The 21,443-nt window shown below is 69.3% G+C and carries 19 protein-coding genes and 1 pseudogene; 14 read left to right on the top strand and 6 right to left on the bottom strand.

Annotated features, from left to right (window positions below; all coding sequences use genetic code 11):
* The first annotated feature begins 74 nt into the window (after window positions 1–74).
* The 3 genes from ACYVO6_RS02780 to ACYVO6_RS02770 all read left to right on the top strand — a co-directional run bounded on the left by ACYVO6_RS02780 (window position 75) and on the right by ACYVO6_RS02770 (window position 3,873).
* Window positions 75–1,388: a hypothetical protein gene (locus ACYVO6_RS02780; RefSeq protein WP_461057050.1), complete on the top strand. Its 1,314-nt coding sequence runs from the start codon at window positions 75–77 to the stop codon at window positions 1,386–1,388.
* 458 nt (window positions 1,389–1,846) lie between these two features.
* Window positions 1,847–2,524, top strand: a complete 678-nt coding sequence (locus ACYVO6_RS02775; protein ID WP_033323225.1) for a response regulator transcription factor — start codon at window positions 1,847–1,849, stop codon at window positions 2,522–2,524.
* Window positions 2,525–2,592: 68 nt separating this feature from the next.
* Entirely contained in the window at window positions 2,593–3,873 is a 1,281-nt protein-coding gene (locus ACYVO6_RS02770) for an ATP-binding protein (protein ID WP_461056820.1), read from the top strand.
* A 21-nt stretch (window positions 3,874–3,894) separates the two neighbouring features.
* Here the strand turns inward: ACYVO6_RS02770 and ACYVO6_RS02765 are convergent, their stop codons facing one another.
* On the bottom strand, window positions 3,895–4,452 hold the full coding sequence (locus ACYVO6_RS02765) for a GtrA family protein (RefSeq protein ID WP_461057048.1): 558 nt from the start codon (window positions 4,450–4,452) through the stop codon (window positions 3,895–3,897).
* A gap of 193 nt (window positions 4,453–4,645) precedes the next feature.
* Here ACYVO6_RS02765 and ACYVO6_RS02760 point away from each other — a divergent pair, with 193 nt between their 5' ends.
* From ACYVO6_RS02760 to ACYVO6_RS02750, 3 genes are read left to right on the top strand one after another with little or no spacing between them, the layout of a single operon-like run.
* Window positions 4,646–5,839 carry a 5-(carboxyamino)imidazole ribonucleotide synthase gene (locus ACYVO6_RS02760; protein ID WP_461056818.1) on the top strand — a complete coding sequence of 398 codons (1,194 nt, stop codon included), beginning with the start codon at window positions 4,646–4,648 and terminating at the stop codon, window positions 5,837–5,839.
* Window positions 5,836–6,378, top strand: a complete 543-nt coding sequence (gene purE, locus ACYVO6_RS02755; protein ID WP_165344437.1) for a 5-(carboxyamino)imidazole ribonucleotide mutase — start codon at window positions 5,836–5,838, stop codon at window positions 6,376–6,378. Before ACYVO6_RS02760 ends, purE begins: the two co-directional genes overlap by 4 nt.
* A gap of 13 nt (window positions 6,379–6,391) precedes the next feature.
* Window positions 6,392–7,570: a dipeptidase gene (locus ACYVO6_RS02750; RefSeq protein ID WP_461057046.1), complete on the top strand. Its 1,179-nt coding sequence runs from the start codon at window positions 6,392–6,394 to the stop codon at window positions 7,568–7,570.
* On the opposite strand, the gene ACYVO6_RS02745 is transcribed toward ACYVO6_RS02750, so the two are convergent.
* Window positions 7,567–8,850, bottom strand: coding sequence for a class I SAM-dependent methyltransferase (locus ACYVO6_RS02745; RefSeq protein WP_461056816.1), 1,284 nt, complete (start codon window positions 8,848–8,850; stop codon window positions 7,567–7,569). The two genes, ACYVO6_RS02750 and ACYVO6_RS02745, sit on opposite strands and share 4 nt — an antisense overlap.
* Before the next feature lie 60 nt (window positions 8,851–8,910).
* Between ACYVO6_RS02745 and ACYVO6_RS02740 the strand changes: the two genes are divergently transcribed.
* From ACYVO6_RS02740 to groL, 3 genes are all read left to right on the top strand, one after another.
* Entirely contained in the window at window positions 8,911–9,693 is a 783-nt protein-coding gene (locus tag ACYVO6_RS02740) for a polysaccharide deacetylase family protein (RefSeq protein ID WP_461056814.1), read from the top strand.
* A 362-nt stretch (window positions 9,694–10,055) separates the two neighbouring features.
* Window positions 10,056–10,364, top strand: coding sequence for a co-chaperone GroES (gene groES / locus ACYVO6_RS02735; RefSeq protein WP_033323236.1), 309 nt, complete (start codon window positions 10,056–10,058; stop codon window positions 10,362–10,364).
* A 104-nt stretch (window positions 10,365–10,468) separates the two neighbouring features.
* Complete coding sequence (gene groL / locus ACYVO6_RS02730) at window positions 10,469–12,094, top strand: chaperonin GroEL (RefSeq protein ID WP_461056811.1); 1,626 nt, start codon at window positions 10,469–10,471, stop codon at window positions 12,092–12,094.
* 302 nt (window positions 12,095–12,396) lie between these two features.
* Here groL and ACYVO6_RS02725 read toward each other — a convergent pair whose 3' ends face one another.
* The 3 genes and pseudogenes from ACYVO6_RS02725 to ACYVO6_RS02715 form a co-directional block, all read right to left on the bottom strand.
* Window positions 12,397–13,104 carry an ester cyclase gene (locus ACYVO6_RS02725; RefSeq protein ID WP_461056809.1) on the bottom strand — a complete coding sequence of 236 codons (708 nt, stop codon included), beginning with the start codon at window positions 13,102–13,104 and terminating at the stop codon, window positions 12,397–12,399.
* Window positions 13,105–13,235: 131 nt separating this feature from the next.
* Entirely contained in the window at window positions 13,236–14,009 is a 774-nt protein-coding gene (locus ACYVO6_RS02720) for an SDR family NAD(P)-dependent oxidoreductase (RefSeq protein WP_461056807.1), read from the bottom strand.
* Window positions 14,010–14,086: 77 nt separating this feature from the next.
* A pseudogene (locus tag ACYVO6_RS02715) lies at window positions 14,087–14,491 on the bottom strand (MOSC domain-containing protein); the annotation flags it as partial.
* A gap of 339 nt (window positions 14,492–14,830) precedes the next feature.
* On the opposite strand from ACYVO6_RS02715, the gene ACYVO6_RS02710 reads away from it, so the two are divergent.
* Window positions 14,831–15,808 (top strand): LysR family transcriptional regulator, encoded by a 978-nt coding sequence (locus ACYVO6_RS02710; protein WP_461056805.1) that lies wholly within the window; start codon window positions 14,831–14,833, stop codon window positions 15,806–15,808.
* Window positions 15,809–15,855: 47 nt separating this feature from the next.
* On the opposite strand, the gene ACYVO6_RS02705 is transcribed toward ACYVO6_RS02710, so the two are convergent.
* Entirely contained in the window at window positions 15,856–16,185 is a 330-nt protein-coding gene (locus tag ACYVO6_RS02705) for a WhiB family transcriptional regulator (protein WP_461056803.1), read from the bottom strand.
* Window positions 16,186–16,583: 398 nt separating this feature from the next.
* On the opposite strand from ACYVO6_RS02705, the gene ACYVO6_RS02700 reads away from it, so the two are divergent.
* From ACYVO6_RS02700 to ACYVO6_RS02685, 4 genes are all read left to right on the top strand, one after another.
* A complete protein-coding gene (locus ACYVO6_RS02700; protein WP_003948568.1) occupies window positions 16,584–17,195 on the top strand; it encodes a response regulator transcription factor in 612 nt (203 codons plus the stop codon).
* A 256-nt stretch (window positions 17,196–17,451) separates the two neighbouring features.
* Window positions 17,452–18,039 carry a sigma-70 family RNA polymerase sigma factor gene (locus tag ACYVO6_RS02695; protein ID WP_033323245.1) on the top strand — a complete coding sequence of 196 codons (588 nt, stop codon included), beginning with the start codon at window positions 17,452–17,454 and terminating at the stop codon, window positions 18,037–18,039.
* A 176-nt stretch (window positions 18,040–18,215) separates the two neighbouring features.
* Window positions 18,216–19,721: an IMP dehydrogenase gene (gene guaB, locus ACYVO6_RS02690; protein WP_461056801.1), complete on the top strand. Its 1,506-nt coding sequence runs from the start codon at window positions 18,216–18,218 to the stop codon at window positions 19,719–19,721.
* Between the two features lie 137 nt (window positions 19,722–19,858).
* Window positions 19,859–20,983, top strand: a complete 1,125-nt coding sequence (locus tag ACYVO6_RS02685; protein WP_461056799.1) for a GuaB3 family IMP dehydrogenase-related protein — start codon at window positions 19,859–19,861, stop codon at window positions 20,981–20,983.
* Window positions 20,984–21,443 lie beyond the last annotated feature (460 nt).

Genomic DNA, 21,443 nt, shown 5'->3' with positions numbered 1-21,443 from the left:
GGAGAGTTCGGCCGGGAGACGGCGGCCTTGGGGTGCAGAAGCGTCCAAGAGCGAGCGCGGCCGGAGTCGCGCTGATGCTCGGCGGCGCGGGCATCCTGCTCGGTGTGGCCGCGGCGCCGGCGCAGGCGGCCGAGGTGTCGTACAAGACCGAGTGCGTACCGCCCGCGATCTCCGGGATGGATCCGGTACAGGGCACGACCCAGGTGGAGATCACCGCGCCCGCCGAGGCGAAGGTCGGGGACGAGGTGCAGATCACCTGGAAGTTCGTCCAGGCCGCCTCCAAGAACCCCGACATCATCGACCTGGAGAAGGACACTGTCCAGCCCACCGGCACCCTCAAGGCGGCCGGCGCGCAGACCGGGGACATCGCGATGGAGGGCCCGCGGCAGAACCCCGCCATCCCGAAGAACAGCGACATGAAGCTCTCCGACATGAAGGGCACGCTGAAGCTGACGGCGGCCGGAGAGGTCACGCTGACCCCGGACGCGTACAACGTCAACGTCAACAAGCCGGTGTCCGCGGACACCAAGTGCACGCCGACGGAGGCGGTGAAGTCGGCCGCGACGATCAAGGTGAGCGGGGGAGACTCCGGCGGGACGACGGGCGGGCTGCCGACGGGTGTGCCGTCGGTGCCGACGGAGGTCCCGACGGACCTGCCGACCGGGAGCGCTCCGCCGTCCTCTCCCTCCGATCCCTCCGAGAGCGCGACCGGGGGCGACAGCGGGGGATCGTCGGGCTCCGGCGGGTCCGGTGGCGGTCAGACCGAATTCACGGGCAAGGAGGTCGAGATCCCGTACGAGTGCAAGACGCCGATCGGGGACAAGAACGCGACCTCTCCCGTGCAGATCGACGCCAAGAAGGACGGCGGGAACTTCGGCCTGACGGTGCAGTTCAAGAAGTCGGTCATGGACAGCCCGGCGGACATTCCGGCGGACTCCGTGAAGCCGTCGATGGAGGTCGTGCTGGGCGGCGCGGACAAGGGCACGGTGCGGGTGGAGGGCCCGACGAACCCGGAGCCGATCAAGTCGGGTGACCCGATCGAGATCCCCGACCTGACGGGCACGTACAAGCCGGGCGCGGACGGTGAGTCGACGCTCTCGCCGGGCGTTCTGACGGTGGAGGCCCTGGGCACGACGACGACGTGTACGCCGGCCAAGAGCGAGGTTTCGTTGACGCTGGATACGTCGTCCCAGCCGGGTGGCGCCGCGGGTGGCTCCGCCGGTGGAGCGGGTACGTCGGGTGCGGGTCCCGCGTCCTCGGGCGGTGGGCTTGCGGACACGGGGGCCGACGACAACGGGCTGCTGCGGGCGCTCGGGCTGCTGGCGGGCACGACGATCCTGCTGGGCGGGGCGGTGTTCACGTTCATGCCACGGCGTCGCTTGCGCTAGCTGTTCTGTCCAGGGCCGTACGTCGCCTGCGGGCCGTCTGTGGCTGGTCGCGCCGTTCCCCGCGGGGTGCCTCCGGCGGTTGGGCGGCTGCGGGTTCGTTGTGGCTGGTCGCGCCGTTCCCCGCGCCCCTTGGGTGGGTGGGGGGTGCGGGGCCGTGGGCCGGTGCGTCAGCCCGTCGCAGGCCGGGCATACGGCCCTGGGCTGGTACACGGTGCGGGTTCTCCGAGACCGAACCTAAGCGACGGGCATACGACGCACCGGCCCACGGCCCCTCCCGCCGGTGGGAGGCTGCGGGTAGTTGGGGGTGCGGGCTTTTAGGCCGATCGGCAATTGCCGGGCGGTCTTAGTAGAGGCCTTCAGTGTCAAGTCCGGGCTGAAGGCCTCGCAGGTTCGCATCCTTGAGCAGAGATCTCGATCTTCCCTCACGACGGTTGTCCACGGCGGACTACCATCAGTCCATGACCCGAGTACTGCTCGCCGAGGACGACGCGTCCATTTCGGAGCCGCTGGCCCGCGCCCTGCGTCGGGAGGGTTACGAGGTCGAGGTACGCGAGGACGGCCCCACCGCGCTCGACGCCGGCATCCAGGGCGGCGTCGATCTGGTCGTGCTCGACCTCGGGCTGCCCGGCATGGACGGACTGGAAGTGGCCCGTCGGCTGCGCGCCGAAGGCCACACCATCCCGATCCTCATCCTGACCGCACGCGCCGACGAGGTGGACACCGTCGTCGGCCTCGACGCGGGTGCCGACGACTACGTCACCAAGCCCTTCCGTCTCGCCGAACTGCTCGCCCGGGTCCGGGCCCTGCTCCGGCGCGGTGCCGCGGAGCCGCAGCAGCCGCCCGCCACGCACGGGGTGCGCATCGATGTCGAGTCGCACCGGGCGTGGATGGGTGACGAGGAACTCCAGCTCACGGCCAAGGAGTTCGACCTCCTGCGGGTGCTGGTGCGGGATGCGGGGCGGGTCGTCACGCGTGACCAGCTGATGCGCGAGGTCTGGGACACGACGTGGTGGTCTTCGACCAAGACGCTCGATATGCACATCTCGTGGCTGCGCAAGAAGCTCGGCGACGACGCGGCGAATCCGCGGTACATCGCCACGGTACGGGGCGTGGGGTTCCGGTTCGAGAAAAGTTGAACCGCTGCGGGGTCGTCGTGGCTGGTCGCGCACACTGGACCTCGTAAACCAGCTGCCCGGAGGGCCCCGTGCGTCGCCGTCTTATTCAGTCCACCCTCGCCGTGGTCCTCGTCGTGATCGCCGTGTTCGGTGTCTCGCTCGTCATCGTCGAGACCCGGACGATCAGTGCCAGCGCCCAGGAACGCGTGGACCTGGAGGCGCTGCGGCTGGCGAGCATCGTCGACAGTCGCATCCTCGGCGATGAGCAGATCAGTGCCGAGATCCTTCAGGACCAGGTCGCCGACGACCGGTATGCGCGGATCGTGATTCCGGGGCGGGCCCCGATCGAGATCGGCACCAGGCCCACCGGCAACGTCATCCAGTCGAAGGAGGCGCGGGGCGAGGAGGGCGAGACGGTCACGGTCGAGGAGCCGCGCTCCTCGGTCACCCGCGAAGTCGGCCGTACGCTCCTGATCATCGCCGCGGTCGCCCTGCTCGCGGTGATCGCCGCCGTACTGCTCGCCGTACGCCAGGCCAACCGGCTCGCCTCCCCGCTGACCGACCTCGCGGAGACCGCCGAGCGGCTCGGCTCCGGGGACCCGCGACCGCGCCACAAGCGGTACGGAGTCCCGGAGCTGGACCGCGTCGCGGACGTGCTGGACGGCTCCGCCGAGCGCATCGCCCGGATGCTGACGGCCGAACGCCGGCTGGCCGCCGACGCCTCCCACCAGCTCCGTACGCCCCTCACGGCCCTGTCCATGCGCCTGGAGGAGATCACCCTCACCGACGACCCGGACACGGTGAAGGAGGAGGCGACGATCGCGCTCGGCCAGGTGGAGCGCCTCACGGACGTGGTCGAGCGGCTGCTCACCAACTCCCGCGACCCCCGCACCGGCTCCGCCGTCACCTTCGACCTGGACGAGGTCATCAACCAGCAGCTCGCGGAATGGCGCCCCGCCTACCGCAGCGCGGGCCGTGCCATCGTCTGCTCGGGCAAGCGGCATCTGCATGCCGTGGGCACCCCCGGAGCGGTGGCCCAGGTGCTGGCCGCCCTGATCGAGAACTCGCTCATGCACGGCGGCGGCACAGTCGCCCTGCGCACCCGCGTCACCGGCAACCAGGTCGTGGTCGAGGTGACCGACGAGGGCCCGGGCGTCCCCGCCGAACTCGGCGCCCGAATCTTCGAGCGGGCCATCAGCGGCCAGAACTCCACGGGCATCGGCCTCGCCGTGGCCCGCGACCTGGCGGAGGCCGACGGCGGCCGGCTCGAAATGCTCCAGGCCCAGCCCCCGGTCTTCGGCCTGTTCCTCTCGCGTACGCCGAAGAAGCGACCGCCGGCGGGTCAGGAGCCGGACCAGACGGTTCGATAGCCGAACGCCGGGGCCCCGAGGTCAGCGCATGCGTGTGAACTGGCGCGTCGGGCGGTCCTGAGCCAGGAAGGGATCCGGCGTCAGGAACGATTCGGCACTGGCCACGGCCTCGCGGGCCGGGAGCGCACGGAACACCCAGGTGCGGTAGGACCAGAAGCGGAACAGGGTCGCGATACCGATGCCGACGAACTTGAAGACGTTGCTCTGCAGGGGGCTGTCGAGGCCGAGGCCGTACGTGGCGGCGAACAGAATGCCGTTCTCGATCACCAGGCCGATGGCGCTGAACAGCAGGAAGAGCGAGAGTTCCTTGGTGCGGCCGCTCTTGTCGCGGTCGCGGTAGGTGAAGTAGCGGAACCCTATGTAGTTGGAGACGATCGCCACCACCGTGGCGATCACACTGGCCCGCACGACCTGCAGGTCCGTGGTGCTGCGTACGAGGTTGAAGACGAGCAGATTGACCAGCAGCCCCATGCCGCCGACCGCCCCGAACTTGGCGACCTCGCGCGTCAGCCGGTCGATGCGCTGGCGTACCGCGCTGCGCGGCGCGGCATGTGCCCCGCGTGAACCACCTTTGCCCATGGTGTCGCCCAGCCCCCGTCTCGTCGGATACGCCAACTTCGTCAACCTTCGTCGACTCGACCATGCTATCCAGCCCTACCGGTCCAGTCCTGGGCAGAGCCGGAAGATGTGGCCAGTACGTGATGAACATGCGGAAGTTTCGATGATCATGCGCGCGGCAGGAGCGCTCCGGGGCGCCCGTTACCCTGGGTGCGTGACGTTCCCGGTAGTCGGCATGGTCGGCGGGGGTCAGCTCGCTCGTATGACGCACGAGGCTGGCATCCCGCTCGGCATCAGATTCAAGCTCCTCAGTGACACTCCCCAGGACTCCGCGGCGCAGGTCGTCGGCGATGTCGTCATCGGCGACTATCGCGATCTCGACACGCTGCGTGACTTCGCGCGGGGCTGCGATGTGATCACCTTCGATCACGAGCATGTGCCCACCGAGCATCTTCGGGCCCTGGAGGCGGACGGCATTCCCGTACGCCCCGGCCCCGACGCGCTCGTACACGCCCAGGACAAGGGCGTGATGCGCGCGAGGCTCGACGCGATCGGGGTGCCGTGTCCACGCCACCGGATCGTGAGCGATCCCGAGGACGTGGCCGCGTTCGCGGCGGAGATCGAAAGGGGCGGGCACGAAGTGCCCTCCGGCAAGGGCGGTGGTGGGCGACGGGCGGGCGGCTTTCCGGTCGTCCTCAAGACCGTCCGCGGCGGCTACGACGGCAAGGGCGTGTGGGTCGTACGGTCTGTCGAGGAGGCCGAGGATCCCTTCCGCGCCGGTGTCCCGGTCCTCGCCGAGGAGAAGGTCGACTTCGTACGGGAACTCGCCGCGAACGTCGTCCGCTCGCCGCACGGCCAGGCGGTCGCGTATCCCGTCGTGGAGTCGCGGCAGGTCGACGGCGTCTGCGACACGGTGATCGCCCCGGCCCCGGATCTCCCCACGGAGCGGGCGCTCCAGGCCGAGCAGCTCGCCCTGAACATCGCCAAGGAACTCGACGTCATAGGCCACCTCGCGGTCGAGCTCTTCGAGACCCGAGACGGCCGCATCCTGGTCAACGAGCTGGCCATGCGCCCCCACAACTCCGGCCACTGGTCCCAGGACGGCGCGATCACCTCCCAGTTCGCCAACCACGTCCGCGCGGTCCTCGACCTGCCTCTCGGCGACCCGCGCCCGCGCGCGAAGTGGACGGTCATGGTGAACGTCCTCGGCGGCGACTATCCCGACATGTACTCCGCGTACCTGCACTGCATGGCCCGCGACCCCCAGCTCAAGATCCATATGTACGGCAAGGACGTGAAGCCCGGCCGCAAGGTCGGCCACGTCAACACCTACGGCGACGACCTGGCCGACGTCCTCGACCGCGCCCGTCACGCTGCCGCATACCTGAGAGGGACGATCACCGAATGAGCACTTCTCCAGAGTCGCCCGTCGTCGGCATCGTCATGGGCTCGGACTCCGACTGGCCCGTCATGGAAGCGGCGGCCCAGGCCCTGGACGAGTTCGAGATCGCGTACGAGGTCGACGTCGTCTCCGCGCACCGGATGCCCCGCGAGATGATCGCGTACGGCGAGGAGGCGGCGGACCGCGGCATCAAGGTGATCATCGCGGGTGCGGGCGGGGCCGCCCATCTGCCGGGCATGCTCGCCTCCGTGACCCCGCTGCCCGTGATCGGCGTGCCCGTGCCGCTGAAGCACCTGGACGGCATGGACTCGCTGCTGTCGATCGTGCAGATGCCCGCCGGGGTGCCGGTCGCCACCGTGTCCGTCGCCGGCGCGCGGAACGCCGGACTGCTCGCTGCCCGCATCCTCGGCGCCCACGACGAGGAACTCCGCGGTCGTATGCGGGAGTTCCAGCAGGAGCTGAACGACCAGGCATCGGAGAAGGGCAAGCGGCTGCGGGCCAAGGTCGAGGGCGCGGCGGGCTTCGGCTTCGGTTCGGGGAGCTGAGGGCGTGGCGCCGCTGACGTCCCTGGACGAAGCCCGGGAACTGCTGCGCCAGTTCCCGGTCGCCGACGGGCACAACGACCTCCCCTGGGCGCTGCGCGAGCAGGTCCGCTACGACCTCGACGCCCGCGACCTCGCCATCGACCAGAGCGCGCACCTGCACACCGACCTGCCGCGGCTGCGCGCGGGCGGCGTGGGCGCCCAGTTCTGGTCGGTGTACGTCCGCTCGGACCTGCCGGAGCCCGTGCCCGCGACGCTCGAACAGATCGACTGCGTACGGCAGTTGATCGCGCGCCACCCGGCGGACCTGAAGGCCGCGCTGACCGCCGCCGATATGGAGGCGGCGCGCGGCGAGGGCCGTATCGCCTCGCTGATGGGCGCGGAGGGCGGCCACTCGATCGCGAGTTCCCTTGCCACGCTACGGGCGTTGTACGCGCTGGGCGTCCGCTATATGACGCTCACCCACAACGACAACATCCCCTGGGCGGACTCCGCGACGGACGACCCGGGCGTGGGCGGCCTGTCGGCCTTCGGCCGTGAGGTGGTCCGGGAGATGAACCGCGAGGGCATGCTCGTGGACCTCTCGCACGTCGCGCCGTCGACGATGCGCGACGCCCTCGACGCGACCGTCGCGCCCGTGATCTTCTCCCACTCCTCCTCGCGCGCGGTGTGCGACCACCCCCGCAACATCCCCGACGACGTACTGGAACGCCTGCCGGCCAACGGCGGCGTGGCGATGGTGACGTTCGTCCCGAAGTTCGTCCTCCAGGCGGCCGTCGACTGGACGGCGGCGGCGGACGAGAACATGCGCGAGCACGGCTTCCACCCCCTGGACACCACGTCGGAGGCGATGAAGGTCCACCGCGCCTTCGAGGACGCGCATCCCCGCCCGGTCGCCACGGCCGCGACGGTCGCCGACCACCTGGACCATATGCGCGAGGTCGCCGGAATCGACCACATCGGCATCGGCGGCGACTACGACGGCACGGCCTTCACCCCCGACGGCCTGCACGACGTCTCGGGCTACCCGAACCTCATCGCCGAACTCCTCAGCCGCGGCTGGTCGAAGCCCGACCTCGCCAAGCTGACCTGGCAGAACGCGGTACGGGTCCTGGGCGCGGCGGAGGACGTGGCACGGGACGAGCGCTCCCGCAGAGGGCCGTCGAACGCGACACTGGCGCAACTGGACGGTTAACGGTCGCTGGAGACGGGATGCCCGATCAGCATGGTCGGGGCACCCCGCACCCGCGTCAGGAACACCGTCGCCGAGTTCGGCCCCCGCGGCTTCACCTTGCGGCGGAGCTCCTCTGGCTCGACCGCCGAGCCACGCTTCTTGACGGTCAGGATGCCGACCTCGCGCTCTCGTAGCAGCGCCTTCAACTTCTTTACGTTGAAGGGAAGTTGGTCGGTGATCTCGTAGGCGGTGGCGTACGGAGTGGGCGTCGAGGTGTCCGCGGTGACGTACGCGATCGTCTCGTCGAGCAGTCCGCCGCCGATCTCCTCGGCCACCTCCGCGACCAGGTGGGCGCGGATGACGGCACCATCGGGTTCGTACAAGTACCGTCCCGGCGGCCGCACTTGAGGATCGGGCAGCCCCTGGCCGCGGAGGCTGCGCGGCCCGGGCAGCAGGGTGGCGCGCACGAGCCCGGGCTCTGTGCCGAACCACAGCACGGCCTCCTTCACATCCCCGGAATCCGAGACCCACTCGGCCTCGGCGTCACCCGGAACCGCCTCGTGCGGAATTCCGGGCGCGATCTTGAGCGCGGCACGGGGCGCCTTGAGGGCCGCCTCGACGGCCCAGGAGAGAGGCGGCGAATAGGCCTCGGGATCGAAGACGCGGCCCCGCCCTCCACGCCTGGCAGGGTCGACGAAGACGGCGTCGTACGAGGACGTGTCGACCGCCGTGACATCCGCCTCCCGTACGTCGATCAGGTCGCCGAGCCCGAGCGCGTCGGCGTTCGCACGGGCCACCGCGCAGGTCAGCGGGTCGCGATCGACGGCGAGGACACGTACCCCGGCACGGGCGAGGGCGATCGCGTCCCCGCCGATGCCACAGCAGAGATCGGCGACGGACCGTACGCCGAGCTCCGTGAAACGCTGCGCCCGGTACGCCGCGACCGTCGCCCGGGTCGCCTGCTCGACCCCGTTCGCCGTGAAGAACATCCGTCCGGCGTCAGCGCCCCCGAACTTCCCCACCGCCCGCTGCCGCCACCGCGCCTGCGCGATCGCCGCGGACACGAGCTCGGCGGGATGCTCCCGCCGCAGCCGCGTGGCCACGGCCAGCTCCTGCGCCGGCTCGACCTCCCGCACCTCGTCGAGCAGAAAACGTCCGCGTTCGGTGAGCAGCGCGGCGAAGGAGGCCAGGGGGTCGTGATCGTCCACGGCCCCATTGTGGGCCAGTCGGTGGATGGTGCGCGCCCGGTGGCGGTGTCGGCGGGGTCGTACAGCCCATGGCCTGTGAGGATCCGTGGCCATGCGATCAGTACGACAAGATGGCGGAACTGGCTTCAGCCTCGCTCTGCCGGAGGACCACCTGTGAGGCCGAGGGGCCGCGCCCTGGCCACAGCCGTACTCACGTCCGTACTGCTCGCCGCCGGCGCCACCGGCTGTGCCCGGCCTGGCAGCCCGATCGAACGGCTCGACAAGAAGGCGACGTCGACGGTACGGGCCCACGGCATCCCGGCCGCGACGTACCGCCGCTGGGGCCTTGCCGCTCCGCTCGCCCCGGCGCCGAAACCACCCGCCCGCCCCGCCGTACGCCCCGCGGGTCCGGGCCTGCCGCCCGTCGTCGACCGCGTTCCCACCCGCGACAAGGTCGTCTTCCTGACCTTCGACGACGGCGCCGAGCGGGATCCACGGTTCGTCGACATGGTCCATGAACTGCGGCTGCCGGTCAGCATGTTCCTCACGGACAGTGTCGTCGGACCGGGATACGCGCACTTCGGCCGCCTGCGCGCGGTAGGCGCGAGCGTCCAGAACCACACCCTGGACCACCCCTACCTGCCCGGCCTCCCCTACGCCGGTCAGCGAGCCGAGATCTGCGGCCAACAGGACAAACTCAAGCAACGCTTCGGAATCCGCCCCCGCCTCTTCCGCCCCCCGTACGGCGCCTACAACGACGACACGCTCCGAGCCGCCGCGGACTGCGGAGTAACGGCGGTGGTCCTGTGGCGCGACGCGAACCGCCTACGGCCGGGCGACATCCTCCACTGTCCAGAGGGTCAGACCGGCGCCACGCTCACGGAGACGACGACCAGATTGCTGCACCGCATCCAGGCGCAGGGCTACACGGTGGCGCGCTTGGAGGACTACCTCTAGCCACTCCAGCCCGTCCAAATCAGCCTGTCTGGGGGCACCTCCCAGCGGTAGCTGGGGGAGTTTGAGGACGAGGCCGCAAGGCCGATTAACCGCCCACCCACCCGCGCATTCCCGCCCACCCTGGGCACCCCCGCCCGGCCGGCGACACCAGTGCAGGGTGCCCAATAACCGCGAACACGCCGGAGGCGATTGGCACTCCGCTTGACCGAGTGCTAACCACAGTCATAGTCTCAGGTCTGGCACTCCCCAGTGGAGAGTGCCAACAACGCGACGGGCAGGTCCGGCACCCGCGACGACGGATCGACCTGGTCGCCACCTCAGACAGTTAACCCCGTGAGATCTCCGAAGGGGGAGGTCGGATCGTGACGACCGCCAGCTCCAAGGTTGCCATCAAGCCGCTTGAGGACCGCATTGTGGTCCAGGCCGTCGAGGCCGAGCAGACCACGGCCTCTGGCCTGGTCATTCCGGACACCGCGAAGGAGAAGCCCCAGGAGGGCGTCGTCCTCGCCGTAGGCCCGGGCCGTTTCGAGAACGGCGAGCGCCTGCCGCTCGACGTGAACACCGGCGACATCGTGCTGTACAGCAAGTACGGCGGCACCGAGGTGAAGTACAACGGCGAGGAGTACCTCGTCCTCTCGGCTCGCGACGTGCTCGCGATCATCGAGAAGTAATTCACCCAGGTTTGCTTTGAACTGCGCCCCTGGCCCCCGCGACCACTAAGAAGCCGGGCGCCGGGGGCGCGGTTCGTTTTTTCCGAAAGGACTGACTCAGCTCCATGGCGAAGATCCTGAAGTTCGACGAGGACGCCCGTCGCGCCCTCGAGCGCGGCGTCAACAAGCTGGCCGACACGGTCAAGGTGACCATCGGCCCCAAGGGCCGCAACGTCGTCATCGACAAGAAGTTCGGCGCGCCCACCATCACCAACGACGGCGTTACCATCGCCCGCGAGGTCGAGGTCGAGGACCCGTACGAGAACCTCGGCGTCCAGCTGGTGAAGGAGGTGGCGACCAAGACCAACGACGTGGCGGGTGACGGTACGACCACCGCCACCGTGCTGGCCCAGGCGCTGGTGCGCGAGGGCCTGCGGAACGTCGCCGCCGGCGCGTCCCCCGCCGCCCTGAAGAAGGGCATCGACGCGGCCGTCGCCGCGATCTCCGAGGACCTCCTCGCGACCGCGCGCCCGATCGACGAGAAGGCCGACATCGCCGCCGTCGCCGGTCTGTCCGCCCAGGACCCGCAGGTCGGCGAGCTGATCGCCGAGGCGATGGACAAGGTCGGCAAGGACGGTGTCATCACCGTCGAGGAGTCCAACACCTTCGGTCTCGAGCTGGACTTCACCGAGGGCATGGCCTTCGACAAGGGCTACCTGTCGCCGTACTTCGTCACGGACCAGGAGCGTATGGAGGCCGTCCTCGACGACCCGTACATCCTGATCCACCAGGGCAAGATCTCCTCCATCCAGGACATGCTGCCGCTGCTGGAGAAGGTCATCCAGACCAACTCCTCCAAGCCGCTGCTGATCATCGCCGAGGACGTCGAGGGCGAGGCCCTGTCGACCCTGGTCGTGAACAAGATCCGCGGCACGTTCAACGCAGTGGCCGTGAAGGCTCCCGGCTTCGGCGACCGCCGCAAGGCGATGCTCGGCGACATGGCCACCCTCACCGGTGCCACCGTCATCGCCGAGGAGGTCGGCCTCAAGCTCGACCAGGCCGGTCTCGACGTGCTGGGCACCGCCCGCCGCGTGACCGTCACCAAGGACGACACGACGATCGTCGACGGCGGCGGCAAGTCCGACGACGTCGCGGGCCGCGTCAACCAGATCAAGGCCGAGATCGAGACCACGGACTCCGACTGGGACCGCGAGAAGCTCCAGGAGCGCCTCGCGAAGCTGGCCGGCGGCGTCTGCGTGATCCGTGTGGGCGCGGCCACCGAGGTCGAGCTCAAGGAGAAGAAGCACCGTCTGGAGGACGCCATCTCCGCGACCCGCGCCGCGGTCGAGGAGGGCATCGTCTCCGGTGGCGGCTCCGCGCTCGTCCACGCCGCGAAGGTCCTGGAGGGCAACCTCGGCAAGACCGGCGACGAGGCCACCGGTGTCGCCGTCGTCCGCAAGGCCGTCGTCGAGCCGCTGCGCTGGATCGCGGAGAACGCTGGCCTCGAGGGCTACGTGATCACCGCCAAGGTGGCCGATCTCGACAAGAACCAGGGCTTCAACGCCGCGACCGGCGACTACGGCGACCTGGTCAAGCAGGGCGTCATCGACCCGGTCAAGGTCACCCGCTCCGCCCTGGAGAACGCCGCCTCCATCGCCTCCCTGCTCCTGACGACCGAGACCCTGGTCGTCGAGAAGCCGGCCGAGGAGGAGCCGGAGGCCGGAGGCCACGGCCACGGTCACTCCCACTGAGCGACGGACAGTAGGGCGGTACGTCCCTGACGACGCCCGGCGAAAGGCCCGGTACCCCGAGTTCGGGGTACCGGGCCTTTCGCGCTGCCGACCTGGACGCCGACCTAAGCGGCCTTGGTGAAGTCTGGTGCGGTACCGCGCCCCGTAAGGGGCGCGGGGCTGTATCAATGTGCGGCTCCGCCGCGATGGGGGTCCCCCCGCTCGAGCGAAGCCGAGAGTGGGGGAGCGACCAGCCCCCACCGGCCCGCGCCCTCGGCGGAGCCGCACGTCGATACAGCATCACCGTTCTTCCAGCGGAGCGCTTAGGTTTCGAGCTGGTCGAGCACCCCGAGCTGGGCCATCAGCCCCAGCCGGTCGTACTGCCACCAGCCCTCGACGATCTTGCCGTCCTCCCGGCAGCGGAAGACGGTCGTCCCGGTCATGCCGACTGTCCTGCCGGTCGACGGAATCTCCAGGAAGTCACCCTTGTGGATGCCGTTCCAGGTCCAGCGCGTACAGACCCGGTCGCCCTGGGTGATCTGGTCCTCGACGGTGAACGTGAAGTCGAACGCTCCGCGCCACATCTCCATCTCACGCCGCGTCGCGTCGAGTCCGATGGTGTCCTGGTCGTTGGCGGGGTCGTGGTCGTGGTAGTTCTCCGCGATCAGGTCATTGAGCGGGGGCAGTTCACCCTTCGTGCCGACCACCTCGAAGAACCTGCGGATATTCGCCGCGTACAGCTGCTCGTCCCGTACGACGTCCAGGTCCGTGAACGTCGGCATCTCCTCGCAGAGCGCCACCAGCTCGCGGAAGATCTCGTCCGTCTCGGGCAGATTCGAGTTCCGCATCGCCTCCTCGTACGACGGGAACTCGACGATCTCGATGATGTGCGACGCGTCGGACCGGTCCTTGCCGATCAGACTGTGCGTCGCCGTCCGCTTCCCCTTGGTCCGCTCGACCCAGGTGTCCAGGAGCCGGTTCATCTCGTCGAGCCGACTCGTCTTGCAGTCGATGAGTTGCACAAAGGTCATGACGCCGCCTCCAGTCTCCCTGACTCCGGCTGAATACTCCATTTTAGTGAAAATCGCCCAGGGTGTTTTAGTTGAATTAGCGACTTGAAGGGGGGAGTTGAATTGAGGTGGCGGAATGCGGCGACCGGGCGCTACTGCGGCCCGTATTTCCGGCCCGTCCTCGAGCTGATCCCGCCGAGCAGTCCCCGCGGGGTCACCTTTACCACGCCCATGAGGGCCTTGTAGCGCGGGTCGGGGATGGACAGCGACTTGCCGCGGGCCAGGTCCGCGAGGGCCGTCGTGGCCAGTTTGTCGGCGTCGAGCCACATCCAGTTGGGGATGTTGTCCGTGCCCATCCCGGCCCGCTCATGGAACTCGGTGCGCACAAAACCGGGGCACAGCGCCATCAGCCGGACCCCGGACCCGGCCAGATCCCTCGCCGCACCTTGCGTGAACTGCACGACCCACGCCTTGGACGCCCCGTAGGTGCCGCGCGGCAGGAAGGCGGCCACCGACGCGACGTTGATGACACCCCCGCGACCCCGGTCCCGCATGGACTCCGTCGCCGCCGAGGTCAACCGGAGCACCGCCTCGCAGTGCACCTTGAGCATCTTCAGCTCGTCCGCCATCGGTACGTCCAGATAGCGGCCCTTGTTGCCGAAGCCGGCGTTGTTGATCAGCAGGTCGACCGAGTTCTTGCGGTCCGAGAGACGGCCGGCCACCGACTCGATGCCGTCGTCCGTCGCCAGGTCCGCCGCCAGCACCTCTGCCTCGATGCCGTGCCGGTCGTGCAACTCGGTCGCCTGCTCCCCGAGCCGCTTCTTGTCACGCGCCACCAGCACGAGGTTGTGGCCGTCGGAGGCCAGGTGCCGTGCGAAGGCAGCGCCGATGCCCGCGGTCGATCCCGTAATCAGAGCCGTTGTCATGGCCCAAGGTTATTGAGTGGTCGCCTACTTGAGAGCACCGGAGTCCCGGATTCCGCCCCGGCCGGAGTGACGCTCCGTCAACTCTGCCGCGCCATATAGGCCCGCGCCGTCTCGATCGCCTCCGGATGCAGAGCGTCGCCCGCCGCGAGCAGCCGCGGCAGCAGCTCCCGCTCGGTCGTGACCGCACGAAACTGGAAGGCGACGGTTACCTCGTGGTCCGGCCGGTGCACGATCTCGATCGGATCCCCGGCGCGTGTCTCCCCGGGCTCGATCACCCGCAGATACGCGCCGGGCGCCCCCTTCCGTGTGAACCGCCTGACCCAGCCCTTCTCCCCGAGATGTCCCTGGAAGGTGGTGCAGGGAATCCGCCCACAGGTGACCTCAAGGACGACCTCGGAACCGATCCGCCAGCGCTCCCCGATCTTCGCGCCGGACACATCGAGCCCCTCCGTGGTGAGGTTCTCCCCGAAGGAGCCGCTGGCCTGCGACGTTGGTCAACTCGCCTACGGTTGCGCCACGTTGCCGGTCCCACGCGGGAGTCCCCGAAGGCACAGATCCGGCATGCGCCGGTGGACCCGGTTTCGTACGGGACGGTCGACCGCGTAGGTGCGGGGCGCAGCCAATCGCTTCTGCCCTACTCTGTCGGCGCTGGACGCAAACGACGTGCCGCAGCCAGCGGCGCCCGTTGTGCAAGCTCGTTGCTTCGGCAACGCGCAGTTGGCAGACAGAAGCTTCACGGCGGCCGGTGCGGCCGTCCGGCCGCCATGCAAGCCGCTATGCAACATTCTCCGCGATCCCAAAGCTCCGCTTATGCTTGACGTGTGATCGAGGCCCGTCATCTCCGCGTCTTGCGCGCCGTGGCCGCCACCGGCTCCTTCTCGGCGGCAGGGCGCGAGCTGGGCTGCACCCAGCCCGCCGTCAGCCAGCAGATGAAGGCCCTCGAAGCCTCCGTCGGTACGCCGCTGCTGATCCGCACGGGCCGCGAAATGCGCCTGACGCAGGCCGGCGAGGCGCTCGTGCGCCATGCTGCGGGCATCATCGCCGGCCTCACCGCCGCCGAGGAGGAGGTCGCCGCGATCGCGGGCCTGCGCGCGGGCCGGGTCCGCCTGGTCTCGTTCCCCAGCGGCAGCTCCACGCTCGTACCGACCGCGCTCGCCGCCCTGCGTGCCGCACACCCCGGCACCCGGGTCTCCCTGGAGGAGGCCGAGCCGCCACACTCGGTCGAGATGCTCCGCGAGGGCGACTGCGATGTGGCGCTGGCCTTCCGATATGAGGAGCGGGGCGATGGGGGCGCCCCCGGACGGAGTCTGGGGGACTCTCGAAACAAGGGCGGTGGCGGGAGACGGGCGGGCGAAGGTGCGGCGGGCGCCGGGGAGTGGGACGACCTGGTGGTACGGCCCCTGCTCAGCGACCGGCTCGTGGGGCTCGTACCGGAGGGGCACCGGCTGGCCCGTGCGGAGTCGGTCGCCATCGGCGAACTCGCCGGGGACCCGTGGATCGCGGGCTGCCCCCGCTGTCGCGGTCAGCTCGTCGAGGTCTGCGAGAGCGCCGGCTTCACCCCTCGTATCGACTTCGCGACCGACGACTATCCGGCGGTGGTCGGCCTGGTCGGCGCGGGTCTCGGCGTCGCCGTCCTGCCGGAGCTCGCCATCGAGTCCGTACGCCCCAAGAGAGCCCGCACGGTGACGGTGGAACCAGCGCTCCGGCGGGAGATCGTCGCGCTTACGCTGCCCGACCTGGCCCAAGTGCCCGCGGTGGCGGCCACGCTGAACGAACTGGCCCGCGCCGCGGCGCGCTAAAAGCAGCGCATCCCAGCTACACAGCACTCTCTCGAAAAAACGTTTCTTCAGTTGTTCGGCGAGCTGCCCCCACTCGGTGCCGAGGCCGAGACCAGCCGGTTGCGGGCCCGCCCCATGAGCTCTTCGCGTTCGTCCTCGGTCAGTCCGCCCCACACTCCGTACGGCTCGCGCACCGCCAGCGCGTGCGCCGCGCACTGCGCGCGTACCGGGCACCTCATGCAGACCTCTTTGGCCGAGTTCTCGCGAGCGCTCCGGGCCGCCCCGCGCTCGCCCTCCGGGTGGAAGAACAGGGAACTGTCGACTCCGCGGCAGGCCGCGAGGAGCTGCCAGTCCCACAGATCCGCGTTGGGTCCGGGAAGGCGGGAGAAATCTGCCATTGCGTTGTCCCCTTGTGGCCGTTCAGGCGGATACATGCCCATGATCGCTTGTAGACGATCTAAGGAGATGAAAATATGACTCATTGCGAATCTAGCTACAGACACCAGTGAATGGGAAGAAAAACGTCTGAATGGGGCACGCCTTGTGATGAAACCTTGTGGGTCCTTTGCGGGTGTCTGCACCGTGTCCGCATCCTCACGTAGAGTGCCGAAGGTGGCTCACCGCCCCGTAACTCTTTCGAGTGACCGTCGTTGAGTGTGCTGAGGCGGTTGAAGGAACAAACGCTCGGTCGGACGGCAGAATCCGTCGGCGAGTGTCGACCGCACAGGTGACGATTCGTACCAGCCTGGAGGCTCAAGGTGACGCGCAGCAGCTGTGAGAGCCGCGGAGGACAGCCATGACATCGGTCCTCGTCTGCGACGACTCCCCGCTTGCCCGAGAGGCGCTTCGCCGCGCGGTCGCGACCGTGCCCGGCGTCGAGCGTGTGACGACGGCGGCCAACGGCGAGGAAGTCCTCCGCCGCTGGGGTGCCGACCGTTCGGACCTGATTCTGATGGACGTACGCATGCCCGGTCTGGGCGGTGTGGAGACGGTCCGGCGGCTACTGTCCGCCGATCCCGGTGCGCGCATCATCATGCTCACCGTCGCCGAGGACCTGGACGGTGTGGCGCTCGCCGTGGCCGCCGGTGCCCGTGGCTATCTGCACAAGGACGCCTCGCGCGCGGAGCTGCGGGCGACCGTGACCCAGGCGCTCGCCGACCCGACCTGGCGGCTCGCCCCGCGCAGGCTGCGCTCCGCCGAGATGGGCGCCGCGCCGACGCTCACCGCGCGTGAGATCCAGGTGCTCGAGGGCATGAGTCACGGCCGGTCGAACGCGGAGATCGGCCGTGAGTTGTTTCTCTCGGAGGACACCGTCAAGACCCACGCCCGGCGCCTGTTCAAGAAGCTCGGCGCCTCGGACCGCGCCCATGCGGTGGCGCTCGGATTCCGGTGGGGCCTGGTCCGTTAGGTGAAGTGCAGCGGGGGTAGGAAAATCCCCGCCTGCCGCGTGGTGGGCGGGGGTGACGAGAGGGCCCGACAGGTGCCCGCTGCTCGTTTCGGCGCGGATGCCGCATCCTTGAGGTGTGGAGTTCCTCGGGGACGAGTCGATCGAGCGGGAGGGGAGGGCGCAGGAGATGAGTTCCGGCGCACCTGCTCATAACGCTTCGGTGCACAACAACGGACGCGGTGCCACGGATCGGACGACGCCAAGGCACCATGGACCGATGCGCGACGACGAGGCGGCCACTGCCCAAGGGGCGATCGGTTCGCTCGTCCATCGTGCTGTCGACGGCGACGAGCAGGCCACGCACGATCTGCTCGCCCATGTCCATCCCCTCGCGCTGCGCTACTGCCGCACCCGGCTGTCCCGACTTCCGGGTGACGCACGGCACTTCGTCGAGGACCTGGCGCAGGAGGTCTGCGTGGCGGTGCTGCTCGCACTGCCGCGCTACAAGGACACGGGGCGCCCTTTCGAGGCCTTCGTCTTCGCCATCGCCGCGCACAAGGTCGCCGATCTGCAGCGTGCCGCGATGCGCCATCCCGGCTCGACGGCCGTGCCCTCGGACGAGATGCCCGAGCGGCCCGACGACTCCCTGGGCCCCGAGGAGCGCGCCCTCCTCAGCAGCGACGCCGAGTGGGCCAAGAAGCTCCTGGCGAACCTTCCGGAGAACCAGCGCGAGCTGCTGCTCCTGAGGATCGCGGTGGGCCTCACGGCGGAGGAGACGGGGCAGATGCTGGGGATGTCTCCGGGGGCGGTCCGGGTCGCCCAGCACAGGGCGCTGAGCCGCTTGAGGGCGCTGGCCGAGCAGTAGGACCGGCTTCCGGGATCCCTGGATTCGCGGGAGTCGGCGCAGGTGGTGAACGAGGAAGCCACCAGGCCCGTACGAACCGACGAAGCAGCGGAGCATCCCATGGTGTGGAATCAGAGCCCCCAGTTCGCCGTTAGCATGGACATCCGCACCGATCAAGGCCATTTGGGGAAGGTGTCATGACTGCCAACGTCGACGGAGTGCCCGAGAAATTCGCGACACTCGGGCTGACCTACGACGACGTGCTGCTGCTGCCGGGCGCGTCGGAAGTGCTTCCGAACGCGGTCGACACCTCGTCCCGCATCTCTCGCAACGTGCGCGTGAACATCCCGCTGCTCTCGGCGGCGATGGACAAGGTGACCGAGTCCCGCATGGCGATCGCCATGGCGCGACAGGGCGGCGTCGGCGTACTCCACCGCAATCTGTCCATCGAGGACCAGGTCAACCAGGTCGACCTGGTGAAGCGCTCCGAATCCGGGATGGTCACCGACCCGATCACGGTGCACCCGGACGCGACGCTCGCCGAGGCGGACGCGCTGTGCGGCAAGTTCCGTATCAGCGGTGTCCCGGTGACCGACGGCGGCGGCAAGCTGCTGGGCATCGTCACCAACCGCGACATGGCCTTCGAGACCGACCGCTCCCGTCAGGTGCGCGAGGTCATGACCCCGATGCCGCTGGTCACCGGCAAGGTCGGCATCTCCGGCCCGGACGCCATGCAGCTGCTGCGCCGCCACAAGATCGAGAAGCTTCCCCTGGTCGACGACGCGGGCGTCCTCAAGGGCCTCATCACGGTGAAGGACTTCGTCAAGGCCGAGCAGTACCCCAACGCCGCGAAGGACGCCGAGGGACGCCTGATCGTCGGTGCCGCCGTGGGCGCCAGCCCCGAAGCGCTCGAGCGGGCTCAGGCGCTGGCCGAGGCCGGGGTGGACTTCCTGGTCGTCGACACCTCGCACGGCCACAACAGCAACGCCCTGAGCTGGATGTCGAAGATCAAGTCGAGCGTCCGCGTCGACGTGATCGGCGGCAACGTCGCCACACGTGACGGCGCCCAGGCGCTGATCGACGCCGGCGTCGACGGCATCAAAGTGGGCGTGGGCCCTGGCTCGATCTGCACCACCCGGGTGGTTGCCGGCATCGGCGTCCCCCAGGTCACCGCGATCTACGAGGCGTCCCTCGCGGCCCGCCAGGCGGGCGTCCCGCTGATCGGCGACGGCGGCCTGCAGTACTCCGGCGACATCGGCAAGGCGCTCGCCGCCGGCGCCGACACGGTGATGCTGGGCAGCCTCCTCGCCGGCTGTGAGGAGTCGCCCGGCGAGCTGCAGTTCATCAACGGCAAGCAGTTCAAGTCCTACCGCGGGATGGGCTCGCTCGGTGCGATGCAGTCCCGGGGCCAGGGCCGGTCGTACTCGAAGGACCGCTATTTCCAGGCCGAGGTGGCCTCCGACGACAAGCTCGTGCCCGAGGGCATCGAGGGCCAGGTGCCCTACCGCGGCCCGCTGGCCAACGTGCTGCACCAGCTCGTCGGCGGTCTGCGCCAGACGATGGGCTACGTGGGCGCGGCCTCCATCGACGAGATGGAGACCAAGGGCCGCTTCGTACGGATCACCTCCGCGGGCCTCAAGGAGAGCCACCCGCACGACATCCAGATGACGGTCGAGGCGCCGAACTACAGCCGCAACAAGTAGTCGTACGACGCCGTAATCGGCATCCACGCGCGCGTGCAGCACGGCCAAGGGCGGTCCCGGGAGCTTCGGGGCCGCCCTTGTCATAGGCGTCGGGGATACTGGAAGACGCTGAAACGAAGAGGGAAAGGCCACAGAACGTGACTGAGATCGAGATCGGGCGCGGCAAGCGCGGCCGCCGGGCGTACGCCTTCGACGACATCGCCGTCGTCCCCAGCCGCCGTACGCGAGACCCGAAGGAGGTCTCGATCGCCTGGCAGATCGACGCCTACCGCTTCGAGCTGCCCTTCCTGGCCGCCCCCATGGATTCGGTCGTCTCTCCGGCCACGGCCATCCGTATCGGCGAGCTGGGCGGCCTGGGCGTACTGAACCTCGAAGGCCTGTGGACGCGGTACGAGGACCCGCAGCCGCTCCTCGACGAGATCGTCGAGCTGGACGCCGAGACCGCGACCCGCCGCCTCCAGGAGATCTACACGGCTCCCATCCAGGAGGAGCTGATCGGTCAGCGCATCAAGGAGGTGCGCGACTCGGGCGTGGTCACCGCCGCCGCGCTCTCGCCGCAGCGCACGGCCCAGTTCTCCAAGGCCGTCGTGGACGCGGGCGTCGACATCTTCGTGATCCGCGGTACGACGGTGTCGGCCGAGCATGTGTCGGGCGCCTCCGAGCCGCTGAACCTGAAGCAGTTCATCTACGAGCTCGACGTCCCCGTCATCGTCGGCGGCTGTGCCACATACACGGCGGCGCTGCACCTGATGCGTACGGGCGCGGCCGGTGTCCTGGTCGGCTTCGGCGGCGGCGCCGCGCACACCACGCGCAACGTCCTGGGCATCCAGGTGCCCATGGCGACAGCGGTCGCGGATGTGGCGGCGGCCCGCCGGGACTACATGGACGAGTCCGGTGGCCGGTACGTACACGTCATCGCCGACGGCGGTGTCGGCTGGTCCGGCGACCTCCCGAAGGCCATCGCCTGCGGCGCCGACGCGGTCATGATGGGCTCCCCACTGGCCCGTGCCACTGACGGACCCGGCAAGGGCCACCACTGGGGCATGGAGGCCGTCAACGAAGAGCTGCCGCGCGGCAAGAAGGTCGACCTCGGCACGGTCGGCACGATCGAGGAGATCCTCGCGGGTCCCTCGCACACCCCCGACGGTTCCATGAACTTCTTCGGGGCGCTGCGGCGGGCGATGGCGACCACCGGGTACAGCGAGCTGAAGGAGTTCCAGCGGGTTGAGGTCACGGTGGCGGACTCGCAGCACAAGAGGTGACGTGACGCTGCGCTCGGCTTGAGCGGAGGGAGGGGCTCGGTTGCCCGTGGGGTGACCGGGTCCCTTTTCTGTGCCCAAGTGGGCTGGTGGGGGCGCGGTTGTGGAAGGAGGGCGTGTGGTTGCGTTTGGGGCGAATGTGGGCTGAATGGGCGTAGTGAGGCGATAGTGTCCGTGTTCGGCGACCCGGTTCTCTGGGGCGCCCCCTTCCAAGGAGAACGTTTCCGGACCCCGGCCCTCGGGGCCCGGCCCGAGCTCCAATGGACCGTCCACCGGGCTACTGGGCGGCGTCATGGAAGGGGGCGCACCCATGGGTCGTCACCGCAAGCCCACCCGCTGGGACCGTATCCGTCTGCGGATGGTGAAGTGCCGGAGGAGGTGGATCTTGCGAATTTACGGAAAGTGAGCGGCCACCCCCACGAGACCTAGGGGTGGACACTCCGTTCACTTTTCAGGAGCCTGC

The sequence above is a fragment of the Streptomyces pseudoechinosporeus genome, from assembly GCF_054783935.1.
The sequence above is the reverse complement of the archived record's forward strand: the minus strand, read 5'-3'. Positions and strand labels throughout refer to the sequence as shown.